The organism is Winogradskya consettensis, from assembly GCF_018332715.1.
GTDB classification, from domain to species: domain Bacteria; phylum Actinomycetota; class Actinomycetes; order Mycobacteriales; family Micromonosporaceae; genus Actinoplanes; species Actinoplanes consettensis.
The window spans coordinates 62,443-77,233 of sequence record NZ_BOQP01000032.1; the positions used below are offsets into that span (position 1 = coordinate 62,443).

The 14,791-nt window shown below is 69.3% G+C and carries 12 protein-coding genes; 6 read left to right on the forward strand and 6 right to left on the reverse strand.

Going from position 1 to position 14,791, the window contains the following annotated elements; genetic code table 11:
• Nucleotides 1-7: 7 nt before the first annotated feature.
• Genes pseI through Aco04nite_RS28540 form a run of 3 tightly spaced genes read right to left on the reverse strand, consistent with a single transcriptional unit; the run spans nucleotide 8 to nucleotide 2,570 of the window.
• Complete coding sequence (pseI, locus tag Aco04nite_RS28530) at nucleotides 8-1,048, reverse strand: pseudaminic acid synthase (RefSeq protein WP_213000349.1); 1,041 nt, start codon at nucleotides 1,046-1,048, stop codon at nucleotides 8-10.
• Nucleotides 1,045-1,533 (reverse strand): GNAT family N-acetyltransferase, encoded by a 489-nt coding sequence (locus Aco04nite_RS28535; protein WP_213000350.1) that lies wholly within the window; start codon nucleotides 1,531-1,533, stop codon nucleotides 1,045-1,047. Before Aco04nite_RS28535 ends, pseI begins: the two co-directional genes overlap by 4 nt.
• Entirely contained in the window at nucleotides 1,530-2,570 is a 1,041-nt protein-coding gene (locus Aco04nite_RS28540) for a glycosyltransferase family 2 protein (protein ID WP_213000351.1), read from the reverse strand. Before Aco04nite_RS28540 ends, Aco04nite_RS28535 begins: the two co-directional genes overlap by 4 nt.
• A 121-nt stretch (nucleotides 2,571-2,691) precedes the next feature.
• Between Aco04nite_RS28540 and Aco04nite_RS28545 the strand changes: the two genes are divergently transcribed.
• Both Aco04nite_RS28545 and Aco04nite_RS28550 read left to right on the forward strand, forming a co-directional pair.
• On the forward strand, nucleotides 2,692-5,010 hold the full coding sequence (locus Aco04nite_RS28545; RefSeq protein ID WP_213000352.1) for a putative bifunctional diguanylate cyclase/phosphodiesterase: 2,319 nt from the start codon (nucleotides 2,692-2,694) through the stop codon (nucleotides 5,008-5,010).
• A 30-nt stretch (nucleotides 5,011-5,040) separates the two neighbouring features.
• The gene (locus Aco04nite_RS28550) at nucleotides 5,041-5,214 is read left to right on the forward strand and encodes a CsbD family protein (RefSeq protein WP_203837046.1); all 174 of its coding nucleotides are present in this window, start codon (nucleotides 5,041-5,043) and stop codon (nucleotides 5,212-5,214) included.
• Here Aco04nite_RS28550 and Aco04nite_RS28555 read toward each other — a convergent pair.
• The 3 genes from Aco04nite_RS28555 to Aco04nite_RS28565 form a co-directional block, all read right to left on the reverse strand.
• Nucleotides 5,211-7,343, reverse strand: a complete 2,133-nt coding sequence (locus Aco04nite_RS28555; RefSeq protein ID WP_213000353.1) for an MMPL family transporter — start codon at nucleotides 7,341-7,343, stop codon at nucleotides 5,211-5,213. The genes Aco04nite_RS28550 and Aco04nite_RS28555 overlap by 4 nt on opposite strands.
• Nucleotides 7,344-7,505: 162 nt before the next feature.
• On the reverse strand, nucleotides 7,506-8,150 hold the full coding sequence (locus tag Aco04nite_RS28560; protein ID WP_213000354.1) for a response regulator: 645 nt from the start codon (nucleotides 8,148-8,150) through the stop codon (nucleotides 7,506-7,508).
• A gap of 17 nt (nucleotides 8,151-8,167) precedes the next feature.
• Nucleotides 8,168-9,430 carry a sensor histidine kinase gene (locus tag Aco04nite_RS28565; RefSeq protein WP_213000355.1) on the reverse strand — a complete coding sequence of 421 codons (1,263 nt, stop codon included), beginning with the start codon at nucleotides 9,428-9,430 and terminating at the stop codon, nucleotides 8,168-8,170.
• A 106-nt stretch (nucleotides 9,431-9,536) separates the two neighbouring features.
• Between Aco04nite_RS28565 and Aco04nite_RS28570 the strand changes: the two genes are divergently transcribed.
• The 4 genes from Aco04nite_RS28570 to Aco04nite_RS28585 all read left to right on the forward strand — a co-directional run bounded on the left by Aco04nite_RS28570 (nucleotide 9,537) and on the right by Aco04nite_RS28585 (nucleotide 13,843).
• A complete protein-coding gene (locus tag Aco04nite_RS28570; protein WP_213000356.1) occupies nucleotides 9,537-10,640 on the forward strand; it encodes a serine hydrolase domain-containing protein in 1,104 nt (367 codons plus the stop codon).
• A gap of 34 nt (nucleotides 10,641-10,674) precedes the next feature.
• Nucleotides 10,675-12,117: a SulP family inorganic anion transporter gene (locus tag Aco04nite_RS28575; RefSeq protein ID WP_213000357.1), complete on the forward strand. Its 1,443-nt coding sequence runs from the start codon at nucleotides 10,675-10,677 to the stop codon at nucleotides 12,115-12,117.
• Nucleotides 12,118-12,146: 29 nt separating this feature from the next.
• The gene (locus Aco04nite_RS28580; RefSeq protein ID WP_244876367.1) at nucleotides 12,147-12,554 is read left to right on the forward strand and encodes a MerR family transcriptional regulator; all 408 of its coding nucleotides are present in this window, start codon (nucleotides 12,147-12,149) and stop codon (nucleotides 12,552-12,554) included.
• Nucleotides 12,555-12,652: 98 nt separating this feature from the next.
• On the forward strand, nucleotides 12,653-13,843 hold the full coding sequence (locus Aco04nite_RS28585) for an MFS transporter (RefSeq protein ID WP_213000358.1): 1,191 nt from the start codon (nucleotides 12,653-12,655) through the stop codon (nucleotides 13,841-13,843).
• Nucleotides 13,844-14,791: the final 948 nt, after the last annotated feature.

Sequence of the window (14,791 nt, forward strand, 5' to 3'; positions counted from 1 at the left end):
GTGCCTCTCAGATCAGTTCCCAGGAAAGCGGCGTGCCCTTGGCCGCGTCCTGCGTGAAGGTGCGGCCCAGCACGAGGCCGATGGCGTCGGGTGCGAGTCCCCCGGTCGGGCGGATCGAGCGCACGTTCTCCTCGGTGACCAGGTCACCGGCGCGCACGTCGGTCACCACGTAGAGGGACCGGCGGAACCGCAGCCCCTCCTTCTCGGCCTCGGTCGGACCGATCGCGGTGGTGCCCAGCCCCTGCCAGGCCCGCTCGGACTCGACGACCAGCGCCGCGAGCTCCTGCGGGTTCAGCGAGAACGCCGAGTCCACGCCACCGTCGGCGCGGTCGAGCGTGAGGTGCTTCTCGATCAGGCAGGCGCCGAACGCGACGCTGGCGATCGGTACGCCGATGCCCATCGTGTGGTCGCTGAGCCCGATCGGCACCCGGAACGCCTCGGCGAGCACGGGGATGCGGCGCAGGTTCGTGTACTCCGGCGGGGCGGGGTAGGAGGCAGTGCACGAGAGCACCACGATCTCCTGCGCACCGGCACCCCGGGCAGCGTCGACAGCGGCGGCGATCTCCTGCACGCTCGCCATGCCGGTCGAGATGATCAGGGGTTTGCCGGTGCTCGCGCAGAGCCGGATCAGCGGCAGGTCGGTGATCTCCGAGGAGGCGATCTTGTACATCGGGGCGTCGAGCTTCTCCAGGAGCTCGACCGCGGTCCGGTCGAACGGGCTGGAGAACGGCGTCAGGCCGCGCTCGCGGGCCCGCTCGAAGATCGGCTCGTGCCACGCCCACGGGGTGTGCGCCCGCTCGTACAGGTCGTAGAGGTACTCGCCGCCCCACAGCTCGTGGCCCTGGGACAGCTGGAAGCGCGGGTGCTTGACGTCCACGGTCATGGTGTCGGCCGTGTAGGTCTGGATCTTGATGGCGTGGGCGCCGGCCTCCGCGGCCACGTCGACCAGGGCGAGCGCCCGGTCGAGCGAGCCGTTGTGGTTGCCGGACATCTCGGCCACGATGTACGGCCGCTTGCCGGCGCCGATCTCCACGTCGTTGACGATCACTGGTCAGTTCCTCTCTCGGTCCACACCACGGTCTGTGGCACACCGTCGATCAGCCGTTCGTAGCGCCGCTTCTCCAGGAATCCGAAGCGCCGGTGCAGGGCGATGACCTGCTTGTTGGCGGCGAGCGTCTCGCCGCCGAGCCGGGTCAGGCCCAGCGGGCCGAAGGCGTACTCGACCGCTGCCTGTTCCAGCCGCATCCAGGCCGGCAGCAGCTTGCCGTCCAGGCCCTCGACGTCGAGGTAGAAACTCCAGCTGGACGGATCCTCGCGCAGGTCGAAGATGACGACGCCGCAGTCCCGGGTCTCCTCCGCAAAGATCATGATGTGCCGTTGCGGGTCCGCGGTTGCCGCTTCCCACCACTTCGCGTGCTCCTCCGGGAGGATCTCGTGGGTGGTCAGGCTGACAGCGCGCACGTCCGGGTGGTTACGCCAGGAGAGCACGATGTCGCGGTCGGAGTCACTGGCGGGGCGAAGCACGGGCGTCAACGTATGGTCACCGTTTGAGCCGGTTGTGGCGCGGAGGCGAGGACGGGCTGAACCGCAGGTGACGGCTCGGGGTTGCGCTTGACGACCCGGTACGCCTGCCGCATGGTCGCGTACGCAGCGTAACTGCGCGCTTGCACCAGCTTGTGCTTGATGCCCGGGTGACCCGGGTAGTCCGCGGGCAGATAGCGGCGGTAGTGCGCCGCGAGCCGCTTGAAGAAGGCGCGCCGCTGCCTCGGGTGGACACGACCGTCGTTACCCAGGACGACCAGCAAGTGGTTGACCATCAAGGTGAACAACGCGTGTCGTAGCCACGGCTCGAGATCGCGCTCGGCGGTCCACGCGAGCATCCGGTCGTACTGCTCGAACGCCTCGAAGTGCCGCTCGCTGCGGGTCGCGGTGATCGCGCCAAGCCGGCCGACCCGGTAGTGGTAGCAGACCCGGTCGAGCACGGCGACCCGGTCCGCGGCAATCAGAACGGGGTTGCTGAACGGGACATCCTCGTACCAACCGGGCAGGAAGCGCAGGTTCAGCTCCTCCAGCAGGCCGCGCCGCACGATCCTGTTCCAGGCGGTGTGCTGCAGCTTGATCAGGCTCGCGAGCGTGGGGTCCCTGAGCGCGCCGCTGCTCGCGTCGCGCTCCAGCCGGCCGTTCTCCTGCACCCGCAGATGGTCGATGAGCAGCAGGTCAGGACCGGTGCGCAGCTGCTGCAGCACGGCACGCACCGAACCGGCCGGCAGCCAGTCGTCGCTGTCCACGAACCAGACGTATTCCCCGCGCGCCTCGGCCAGGCCGGCGTTGCGGGCCAGCCCCAGGCCCACGTTGTGGCTCAGGTGCACCACCCGCAGGTCACCGTGGCGGGCCGCGTAGCCGTCGAGCATCTCCCCGCAGCCGTCCGGCGAGGCGTCGTCGACGGCGATGACCTCGACCGACGCCGATTCCTCGGCGGTCAGGCCCGCCCGGATCGACTCCAGGCACTGATAGAGGTAGCCCTCCACCGCGTACACCGGGACGACGACCGTCAGCAGCAAGGAATTCATTCCGCTCACGTTCGACCTCTTGAGTGACGAAAGCCGAAACCCTGGTTGGCCACGCCACGAATAACTCACGCGCGCCCCGGCACGACCGATAGGACCTTTGACCGATCGGGAAGGGGCGAGCGTGGACCGGCTGATGCGGGCCTCCGCGGGCACAGCGCTGTTCGCCCTGCTGTGGGTCGCCTTGAACCTTGTCCACCCGGTCGGCCCCCGGTTCCTGCTCTGGCTGCCGGTGGTCGCCGGCGGCATCGTCGCGTTCCTGGTGCTCCTGCGCACCGCCCGCAGCGACGCACTCCCCCAGCCCACCCGCCGGTTCTGGAAACAACTGACCGGTGCGGTCGCCCTGGTCACGGCCGGGATGGCGGCGCAGGCGATCGAGGTGCTCACCTCCGCAGACCCGCGCGGCCCGCACAGCGGTGCGGCCATGCTCTCGTTCTGCGGCCCGGCGGTCCTGATCATCATGTACGCCCTCTTCCGCCTCCCCCTCGGCCGCCAGTCCGCCGGGGAGATCGTCCGGATCGTGCTCGACGCCGCCACGGTCGCGCTGGCCGCCGCCGTGTTCATCTGGCACTACTCCACCCGTCAGGCGCTGGAGAGCAACGACAAGACCGGCGTCTACCTCTCGCTGCTGGTCACCCTCATCGCACTGCTCGCCGTGTTCGCCGTCGTCAAGTTCGTGCTCACCAGCCGCCTGCACGTGGACAACAAGGCGCTGCGGCTGCTGGGCGTGGCGATGTTCGTCGGCGCGGTCGGCCCGATGTTCCGGCCGCTGTTCGAGCGTGCGGACCCGACAGTCTTCCCGAACATGGCCGGCCCGCCGCTCGTCTTCTTCCTCGCCGCGTGGGCCGCCGACCGTCAGCGGAGCGCCGCCACGGTGGCGACGCGGCGCCGGGGCGTGGTCGAGCCCCGGCGGCGGCCGTTCAGCCTGCTGCCGTACGCCGCCGTGGCAGCCGTCGACACCCTGCTGATCTCGGTCACGGTCAGTGACAGCCCCGACGAGGGTGTCGTCGTCGGCTCCGCGGTCCTGCTCATGGCCCTCGTCGTCATCCGGCAGAGCCTCGCCTTCCGCGACAACGGCAAGCTGCTGGCCCGCCTCGACCACGGCGCCACCCACGACGGGCTCACCCAGCTGCCCAACCGGGTGCTGTTCCACGCCAGGCTGGACACGGCGCTGACCGCACCCGGGGACCGGCCCGTCGCCGTGGCGCTGATCGACCTGGACGACTTCAAGGAGGTCAACGACACGCTCGGCCACGAGGTCGGCGACCAGTTGCTGATCGGGGTCGCCAAGCGGCTGGAGGGGTGCGTACGCGTCGAGGACACCGTCGCGCGGCTCGGCGGCGACGAATTCGTGGTGGTCCTCGACGACGCCGATCCGGGCGCCGCCGACCTGGCGGCCGAGCGGATGATGAACGCGCTGCTCCAGCCGATCTACGCGGACGGGCACGAGCTGCCGATCAGGGCCAGCATCGGGATCGCCGACGGGCGGACCGGGGATGAGGCGTCGGTGCTGCTGCGGCACGCCGACATCGCGATGTACGCCGCGAAGAAGCTGCACGGGACGGCGTACCTGCACTACGACCCGACCATGGCCACCACCGGCAGCGACCACGCCCACCTCGGCGCGGAGCTGCGTGAGGCGATCACCGACGGCCAGTTGTTCCTGCTCTACCAGCCGATCGTCTCCCTCGACGACGGCCGGATCATCGGCGCGGAGGCGCTGGTCCGCTGGGCCCACCCGACCCGCGGCACGCTCGCCCCGGACTCGTTCATCCCGGTCGCCGAGCGCACCGGGCTGATCGTCCCGCTGGGCCGCTGGGTGCTGCGGACAGCCTTCGCGCAGCTCGCCTCGTGGATCGCGGAGTACGACGAGGCCGCCCCGCGCGTGCTCAACGTCAACGTGTCGGCGCGGGATCTGCGTGAGGCCGGTTTCGCGGACGCAGTGGCGGCGCTGCTCGCCGAGCACCGGATCACCGCGGACCGGATCGTTCTGGAGATCACCGAGACCATGGCGGTGGAGCCGGGGCAATCGGTCACCAACCTGCACCGGCTGCGGGCGCTGGGCGTACGCATCTCGCTCGACGACTTCGGCACCGGCCACTCGACACTGACCCTGCTGCACGACTGCCCGATCGACGAGATCAAACTCGACCGTTCGTTCACCCAGACGCCGATCGACAACCGGGTGCCGATCTCGGCGGCGGTGATCCACCTCGCCCAGGTGCTCGGCCTGCACGCGGTCGCCGAGGGTGTGGAGACCGCCGAGCAGGCCGAGCAGCTGCTGGAGCTGGGCTATCTCGCCGCGCAGGGCTACTACTTCGCGCGCCCGATGCCGCCCGTCAGGCTCGGTGAGCTGCTCGGCGCGGGTGTTTCGCTGACCCCGGCTTTCTCACAGCCCGATACAGGGTTGCCGGAGCTGACGGCGGGTACCCCCAGGTCGTAGGAAGTTCTCACCGTCCCCCTGGAGGTTGACATGGCTGCCGATGACAAGATCGAGAACAAGTCCGAGGAGCTCGGCGGCAAGGTCAAAGAGGGCGTCGGCAAGGCGACCGACAACGAGCGCCTCGAGGCCGAGGGCAAGGCCGACCAGTCCAGCTCGAAGCTGAAGCAGGCCGGCGAAGCCATCAAGGACGCCTTCAAGAGCTAGTAATTCGCTTGTACGAGTTCCCGCTCCGGTGCGTTCTCCACCGGGGCGGGCTCGTGTGAGACCTTCGGCAACCAGTTCAGCCAGCGCGGCAGCCACCAGTTGCGCTCGCCGAGCAGCGCCATCACCGCGGGCAGCAGCACCGCCCGGATGAGTGTGGCGTCCAGCAGCACCGCGGCGGCCAGCCCGACTCCCAGCTCCTTGGTCGAGATCAGCGGCAGCGTCGCGAAGAGGGCGAAGACCCCCACCATCACCACTGCGGCACTCGTGATCACCCCGGCCGTGCTGCCGATGCCCCGCGACACCGCTTCCCGGGTGGACATGCCCCCGTCGTAGCCCTCGCGGATCCGGCTGAGAACGAAGACGTGGTAGTCCATCGACAATCCGAACAGGATGATGAACAGGAAGAGCGGCATCCACACGGTGATCCCGCCGCCCGACCGGAAGTCGAGCACGTTCTCGAAATGCCCGTACTGGAAGACGAAGACCAGCATTCCGTACGCCGCGCCGACCGACAGCAGGTTCAGCAGCACACCGGTCGCCGCGACCACGACCGACCGGAACGACACCAGCAGCAGCAGGAACGCGAGCCCCAGCACGAACCCGAAGACCCAGGGCAGCGAACTGGTCAGCCGGTTCGCGAAGTCCATGTTCTCGGCGGTGTCCCCGGTGACCAGCACGGTCGCGCCCTGGAAACCGTCCGGCGCCTTCGCACGCAGGTCCTCGACGGCGGCCTTGGACGTACTGTCATTGCCATCACCCGGGATCGGAACCCTGACCACCGCGACCGTCCCGGCGGGGTTGATGTCGATCTCCTTGCCAAGCCCGGCCAGCGCCTTCTCGTACTTCTCGACCGCGGGCGCCTGCACGACGACCTGCGCCGTGGCCTGGTCACTCGGGTAGGCCTCGTTGATCCGGGCCATGGCCTGCGCGATCGGCAGCTTCGGCGACAGGTCCGTCACGCCACCCTCGCCCCGGGTCTTCATGTCCAGCATCGGCGCGGCCAGCGCACCCAGCGCCACGACGGCGAGCACCGCCGAGATCAGCGGCTTGGCGAGCACGACCCGCAGGATCGCCTTCCACACCCGGCCCTCGCTGTTCCGCCGGTACAGCCCCGGGATCTTGATCGAGTCGACCCGGTCACCCAGCGTGGAGAGCAGCGCAGGCAGAACGGTCAGGCTCCCCAGCACCGCGGTCGCGACGACCAGGATCGTGCCGACCGCGAAGCTCGTGAACACGGCGTCCCGGGTGAGGAACATGCCGGCCATCGCCACGATGACAGTGAGACCGGAAACCCAGACCGAACGCCCCGACGTCTGCGCCGCGATGACCAGCGCCCGGTGCGGATCGGCCCCACGGCGCCGCTCGTCGCGCTCCCGCCGGATGTAGAACAGGCAGTAGTCCACCCCGACCGCGAGCCCCACCAGCAACATCACGTGCATGGTCGTATCCACGGTCGGCGCCCACCGGCTTGCGAAAGCGAGCAACCCCGTCGCAGCGACCACCGCGGTCACGGCAAGACCCACCGGCAGCAGCGCGGCCACCAGCGCCCCGAACGCCACCAGCAGAATCCCCAGCGTGATCGGGATCGACAGCATCGACAGCCGGGTCAGCCCCTCATCCAGCGCATCCCCGATCAGCAGGTCACCGCTGGCATCCCCGGCCTCGGCGACATACAACTGCGGATACTTCTTCTGTACGCCCGCCACGGCATCCAGCACCGGCTGCACTCGGTCCTTCGCGGTCTCGGAGTCCCCCGCCATCGTGAACGACACCAGCGTCGACCCCTTGTCGGGCGACACCACCGGCTTCGCCACGTCCCCGACCGCCGCAAGCCCCGTCAAGGACTTCGTGACATCGGCGACGGCCGCCTCCCGCCCGGCCCCCTGAACCAGCACCGACTCCCCCGCCGGCCGCTCCGGGAACCCCGCCGCCGCAACGATCCGATCCGCCCGCCCCGAATCCCCGTGCCCCGTGTCGCTCTCCGTCGCCTCGAGCGTGCCGAAGTGTCCACTCAGCACGGTCACCCCGACCACAAACGCAATCCACCCAAGAATCGCCAGAGTGCGATGCCGCGCACTCCACACCGCGGCCCGAGCCGCGATCCCCGTGACGTTTTCGCTCTTCTTCATACCGAAAACGCTATGAAGAAAGCTGCCCGGTAACGAACCCGCCAGCCACCCGCTTCATGGTGGTGCTACCCCCACCATCCACCGGTTGACGGATGGGTTTCGCCGCCCGTCGGGCGCGACGGGCTGACCGGCCGGATCGGGTGCGATCGCCTGCCGGGCGCCCTAGCCCTGCAGGTAGGTGAGGACGGCGAGGACGCGGCGGTGTTGTTCTTCGTCCTGGTGCAGGTTGAGTTTGGTGAAGATGTTGCGGACGTGCTTCTCGACGGCGCCGTCGGTGACGACGATCTTGCGGGCGATGGCGTTGTTGGAGCGGCCCTCGGCCATCAGGCCCAGCACCTCGCGTTCGCGGGGGGTGAGGGCGCGCAGGGGGTCGTCGCGGCGCCGGCGGACCAGGAGCTGGGCGACCACTTCGGGGTCGAGGACCGTGGCGCCGCCGGCTACCTGGCGCAGGGCCGTGAGGAATTCGGCGACCTCGGCGACGCGGTCCTTGAGGAGATAGCCGACCGCGCCGCGGCGGTCGGCGAGCAGGTCGTCGGCGTATTCGACCTCGACGTACTGCGAGAGGACCAGGATCGGGCTGCCCGGGACCTGGAGCCGGGCCTCGACCGAGGCTCGCAGGCCCTCGTCGGTGTGGCTGGGTGGCATCCGGACGTCCACGATGGAGACGTCCGGGCGGTGCTCGACGATCGCCTTGACCAGGGACGGGCCGTCGGCGACCGCGGACACGACCGTGAAATCGTTCTCCTCCAGGAGCCGGACCAGGCCCTCCCTCAGGAGGACGGCGTCGTCGGCAATCACCACCCGCATGCCGACGAGCGTAGCGGTCAGACCGGGAGGGCCACCGTCAACGTCGTGCCCGCCCCGGCCGGGCTCTCGAGGCTGAGGACGCCGCCGGCGGCCTCGACCCGGTCGGCGAGGCCCGCGAGTCCGTGGCCTTTCGCCTGGCTGGCGCCGCCCACGCCGTCGTCGGCGACGGTGAGCATCAGCCCGTTGCCCGCTCGGCGGACCGTCACCTGGACCTCCAGCGCGTTGCTGTGCTTGGCGACGTTCGTCAGGGCCTCCGCGACCACGAAGTACGCCGTGCTCTCCACCGACGGGTCGAAGCGGTCCATCGCCGGGGCGTCCAGGTCGACCGGGATCGTGCAGCGGCCGGCGAGGGCGGTCAGGGCCGCTTTCAGGCCGCGGTCGACCAGGATCGGCGGGGCGATGCCGCGGGAGAGGGCGCGCAGCTCGTCGAGGGTTTCGCGGGTCTGGGTCAGCGCCTCGGCGACGGTGGCCCGGGCCTTGTCGGGGTCGGTGGCGAACTGCTGCTCGGCGCGGCCCAGGTCCATGGCGAGCCGGACCAGGCGCTGCTGCGGGCCGTCGTGGATGTCGCGTTCCAGCCGGCGCAGGGCGATCGCCTCGGCGGAGACGGCGGCGGCTTTCTGGGCCCGGGCCGTGTCACGGTCGGCGTTCGCCTCGGCGACCTGGGCTCGCAGCGTGGTCATGCCGCTGAGCAGGGCCCGGCCGAACTGGGCTTCGAGCAGCGCGACACCGCGGACGACCGGGAAGAGCGTGCCGACGAAGAAGAAGCCGAGGCACATGTGGAAGATGATCCGGGTGGAGGCGGCGTCGCCCAGGCCGAGCAGTTCGGGCAGGTCGTGCTGGTCCGGGCCGCGGGGGATCGCCCAGTCCCAGAGCGGGGTGGTGATGCCGCCCAGCGCCACGGTGAACCAGGTGATCACGACGATGAAGCCGAACATCGCGGGGACCAGCCGGAAGACGGCGTGCAGCAGGTCGAGCCAGGACTGGCCGTCGGTGGCCGGGGTGATGAGCTTGCGGCCGAACCCCGCCTCCGGCTTCGCGCTCTTGTAGCGGGTCGGCGGCAGCTGGTATCCGAGGACCGGGCCGATCCGGTTGCGCTCGAGCACGGCGAATCCGCGGGACATCATCAGCGTGCCCATCAGGATGGGCACGCCCAGCCAGATGATCGCCGTGCCCAGGCCCAGGCAGAAGCCGGTCACGCCCAGGACGAACGTGATCAGCGACAGCGGGAAGCCGAGCAGGACATAGGAGGAGTCGGTTCCTAGCTGACGCAGAGCTCTCATGGGTCAAACCCTAGGCATCGGCGGCGGCCGGGCCGAGCCCGCAGACCCCCCGCGCGAAAGTAGGGTTAACCCCACCCAGCTGTCCGTTCTGCGCCATGCTGGAAACGTGAGCGACTGGGCGCAGCTGCAGACAAAGGTGCAGCGACAGATCGAATCGCTGGTCTTCGCGGGCCGGGAGATCGGCGTGCAGGTCGCCGCCTACCTCGACGGGCAACTCATCGTGAACTCGGTGTGCGGGCTCGCCGACGAGTCGACCGGCGCGCCCGTCACACCGGAGACGCCCTTCTTCAGCTTCTCGACGGGCAAGGGTCTGACGAGTACGGCGGTGCACGTCCTGGTCGAGAAGGGGAAACTCGACTACGACCTGGTCATCGCGGACGTCTGGCCGGAGTTCGGTAAACACGGCAAGAAGGGCGCCACGCTGCGCCACGCACTGCTGCACGCCGCCGGGGTGCCGACGCTGCCGTCGTACACGACCGCCGAGGACTTCCTCGACTGGGACAGGATGTGCCGCACCATCGCCGGCGCCACCCCGACGTGGGAGCCCGGCACCCGGCACGGCTTCCACGAATGGACGTACGGCTGGCTGATCGGCGAGGTCGTGCGGCGCGCCACGCAGCGACCGCTGGCCTGGGTGCTGGCCGAGGACATCGCCCGGCCACTGGGCTGCGAGCGGGAGCTGTTCTTCGGGGTGCCCCCGCAGGACGTCAACCGGGTCGCGCGGCTCAAGGACCGCAACTGGCGCCAGGCCCTGGAGCTGCTCAGCCAGCACATCGAGAACTTCGACGCGATCGCCCCGCCGAACGTACGCCCGGAGTCCGGCCTCGCGAACCGCCGCGACATCCTGCAGACCGACATCCCCGCGGTGGCCACGGTGAGCGCCCGCGCCATCGCGCGCATGTACGCGGCGCTGATGGGCGAGGTGGACGGCGTACGCCTGATCTCCCCCGAACGCCTCAAAGAGGTCACCACGGTCCTGACGGAGGGCCCGGACTGGGCATTCGGCGGCGACCTGCCCAAGACGATGGGGTACGTCTCCCAGCTCGGCGGCACCCGGTTCGGCTGGAGCGGCAACGGCGGCAGCCTCGCCGGCTTCTACCCGGAGCTGGGTCTCTCGCTGGCGATCACCAAGAACTACCTGGGCACGACCGACGACGACCCCATGGAGGGCATCGCCGCCACGATCCACGCGGCTGTCGTGGGCGGGTAGCAACTCTCCTCTTACGGGAGGGTAGGGTTCGCCGGTGCTGATCTCTCCCCGCGTCCTGCGTACCGAGGTGCTGGCCGGGCTGGTCGTCGCCCTGGCGCTCATCCCCGAGGCGATCTCCTTCTCGATCCTCGCCGGGGTCGACCCGCGGGTGGGGCTCTTCGCGTCGTTCACGATGGCGGTGACGATCGCGATCTGCGGTGGGCGCCCGGCGATGATCTCGGCGGCCACCGGGGCGGTTGCCCTGGTCGTGGCGCCGGTTGTTCGTGAGCACGGCGTCAACTACCTGTTCGCCACGGTCATCCTCGGCGGGCTCATCCAGATCGTGCTGGCCCTGCTCGGGGTCGCCAAGCTGATGCGCTTCATCCCCCGCAGCGTCATGGTCGGCTTCGTCAACGCACTGGCCATCCTGATCTTCGTAGCCCAGGTGCCGCATCTGATCGGCGTCCCGTGGCTGGTCTATCCGCTGGTCGCCGCCGCGCTCGCGATCATCTGGATCCTGCCCCGGTTCACCAGGGTCGTGCCGGCGCCGCTGATCGCGATCCTCGCCCTGACGGTGCTCACCGTGAGCGTGCACGTCGCCGTGCCGACGGTCGGTGACGAAGGTGCGCTGCCCGACAGCCTGCCGATGTTCGCACTGCCCGACGTGCCGTTCAGCTTCGGGACTCTGCAGACGATTTTTCCGTACGCACTGGCTGTCGCTCTGGTGGGTCTGATGGAGACCCTGATGACCGCGAAGCTGGTCGACGACATCACCGACACCCGCTCGAACAAGACCCGCGAGGCCTGGGGCCAGGGCGTGGCCAACATCGTCACCGGCTTCTTCGGCGGCATGGGCGGCTGCGCCATGATCGGTCAGACGATGATCAACGTGAAGACGTCGGGCGCGCGTACCCGTATCTCCACGTTCCTGGCCGGGGTCTTCCTGCTGATCCTGGTCGTGGCCCTAGGCGACGTGGTCGCGCTGATCCCGATGGCCGCCCTGGTCGCGGTCATGATCGTGGTCTCGGTCGGCACGTTCGACTGGCACAGCATCACCCCGGCCACCCTCCGGCGCATGCCCCCGGGCGAGCTGGTCGTCATGGTCGTGACGGTCGCGGCGACCCTGGCCACCCGCAACCTGGCGATCGGTGTGGTGCTCGGCGTCCTCACCGCGACCGTCATCTTCGCCCGCCGCGTCGCCCACCTGGTCGAGGTGACCAGCGTCCTCGACCCCGCCGGCGGCACCCGGATCTACTCGGTGCACGGGTCGCTGTTCTTCGCCTCCAGCAACGACCTGGTCACCCGGTTCGACTACGCCACGGATCCCGACTCGGTGATCATCGACCTGTCCCAGGCACACATCTGGGACGCCTCGTCGGTCGCCGCCCTGGACGCCATCAGCGCGAAGTACGCCGCGCGCGGCAAGACGGTGGAGATCACCGGTCTCAACCCCCCGAGCGCGAAGCTGCGTGACCGGCTGGCCGGGACGCTTTCCTGACCTTTTCCCCCGACGGGCACACTATGGGGATGACCACGGGACGGCACATGCAGATCGGCGAGGCAGCCGAGCGCGTCGGACTGAGCATCCGCACGATCCGGCACTACGAGGAAGCCGGACTGATCATGCCGTCGGCCCGCAGCGAGGGCGGCTTCCGCCTCTACACCGAGCCCGACCTCGCCCGTCTCGCCGTGGTCAAGCGCATGAAGCCGCTCGGCTTCACCCTCGACGAAATGCGCGACCTCCTCGAACTCCTCGACTCGCTCACCGAGGCCAACCCCGCCGACAACCGCGCCGCGCTGCTCGACCGCCTGACGATGTTCCACGAGGCGGCCCAGGCACGGGTCACAGCCCTGCGCGACCAGCTGACCATGGCCGAGGGATTCGCCGGCCAGATCCAGGACCACATCGACATTCATGTCGTACCCCCCGCCTAGTTTGGGGGCATGAGCGATTGCACCGAGCCTCGCTGTGCGCAAGCTGCGGACGGCCGCGACGGCGAGGGCCATGAGCGCATGCCAAAGGCCGGCTCAGCGTGAGGGTTCCGCCGCTCGGTCGTGACGCCTGGCTCGCGCTGGGGATGAACGCGCTGTCCTGCCTGGGCAGCGGCCTCACCATGCCGTTTCTCCTGGTCTATCTGCATGCGGTGCGAGACCTTCCCTTGGGTACGGCCGGAGCCGTCCTCGCCGTCTCCGGTGTGGCCGGGCTCGTGGTGGTGCCCCTGACCGGCCCGCTGGTGGACCGTGTCGGGGCGCGCCCGGCGTTCGTGGGCGGGCTGCTCGTGGGCGGAGCCGGGATCGCGCTCTTCACCGTGGCCACGAGCCTGGGCTGGGCATTGCTGGCCGCCGTCGTCTACGGCTTCTCGGGTGGCCTGACGTGGAACAGCTTCGCGAGCCTGCTGGCCCAACTGGTGCCGCCCTCGTCGCGGGGCGCCGTTTTCGCGCTGCGCTACACGAGCGCCAACGCGGCTTTCGGCGCGGGCGCCCTGATCGCCGGGTTCGTGACGGTGGGCTCGACGGCCGGGCCGTACGTGGCGATTCTGCTCGTGGATGCCGTCTCCTACGTGGCACTGGCGGCGGCGATGCTGCTGGTCCCGGCCCCCGTGGTGACGTCCGCCGACACCGGTGGCGGTTACCGCGTCGTGCTGCGGGACCGGGCGCTGTTACGGGTGCTGGTCATCAACACGCTGCTCACGGTCTTCGCCTTGGCCCAGCCGAGCGCGATCTTCACCGCCTGGGTGACCGGCCCGGGCGGCGAGTCGTCGCGGGTGGCCGGGATCGCGTTCGCGGTGAACATCGCGGTGCTGCTGGCCTGCCAGCTCCCGGTGCTCGCCTGGGCCCGCGACCGCTCCCGACTACGCGTGGCCGCCGCGTCGGCCGTCGTCTTCGCGGGCGCCTGGGTGCTGCTGGGCCTCGGCGCGGGAAACGCTGCGCTGATCGTCACGGCGCTCGGGGTCTTCGCCGTCGGGGAAACCCTGCTCGCGCCGACACTGCCCGCGCTCGTCAACGACCTGGCACCCGACGAGCTGCGCGGACGCTACAACGCGGCGCTCGCGCTCTCCCAGCAGTCCGGCCCGGTGCTCGCCCCCCTGCTCGGCGGCCTCGCCCTCGGCCACGACCTCGGCGTGCCCTACATCCTCCTACTGGCCGCCGTCTGTCTCGCCACTGCCGCGCTGGCGCTGCGAATCAGGACTCAGACGGAAACCCCGACCCTGGCCGGCAAATGAGGCCCTCGCGGCTCGGACAGGGAGCTGAGACCCCTGCGGCCCGGACGGGAAGCTGAGACCCACGGCCCGGACGGGAAGCTGAGACCCACGCGGTCCGGACAGCCCACTGGGACCCGCGCGGTCCGGACAAGCCCGCTGAGGCCTGCGCGGTCCAGACAGGGAGCTGGCCTGCGCGGTCCAGACAGGGAGCTGAGGCCTGCGCGGGAGGCCGGGGAACCTGCGCGGCCCGCGCGGCAGTTATGTGGGACGCGTCACAGCGCGTAATGGGGCAAATATGCAACAAGTGTGACTGATTTTGGGCAGAGCTCCGCCCAAGTTCAGCGTTCCATTCTGGACAGTAACACCAACCGGCGACGCCGCAAAGGCCTGACCGACCGCCCTCGCAGGGCTCATCGCCCCCGGGAACGGAACCCTGCCCGAGCTTGCCGCAACCCTGACACCGGACCTCCGGACCACACTTCGGCGATGGCCTCCCCGCTGCAACAGGGAGGCCATCAAACGCCGGCGCCGGCCCCTACCAAAGATCGACTTCCAGGCATTCGTGCAGCTCAGCCGTAACAACATCACAGCAAACAGCCGCCCCGAGTATGCCACACCATATTCGTCGGCGCCGGAGCCGAGACGCAAAGATATCAAAATTGACGACTGCTCAAAACGCAATCACCGGCGCACAGCGAGCAATTAACGATAATCACGGATTGCGCTTCAACATTTTTAAAGCCGCCCCGGCAAACCGCGCAACATCAGGACGATTTACATTCGACACCTTCGGGACCCATAAGCTCAATACTCCTGCGAAGATCAGGCAAAATCGCTCAAACAGCATCTCATTTTTCCAAGTTTTTCCTGCTCAGAGCCCATGCAGCAGCTCGCACGGCCATAAGACACACACCTTTCTCAGGGCAATCACAACGAGACGATGCATGCGCGACGGCGTGACGGTCGATT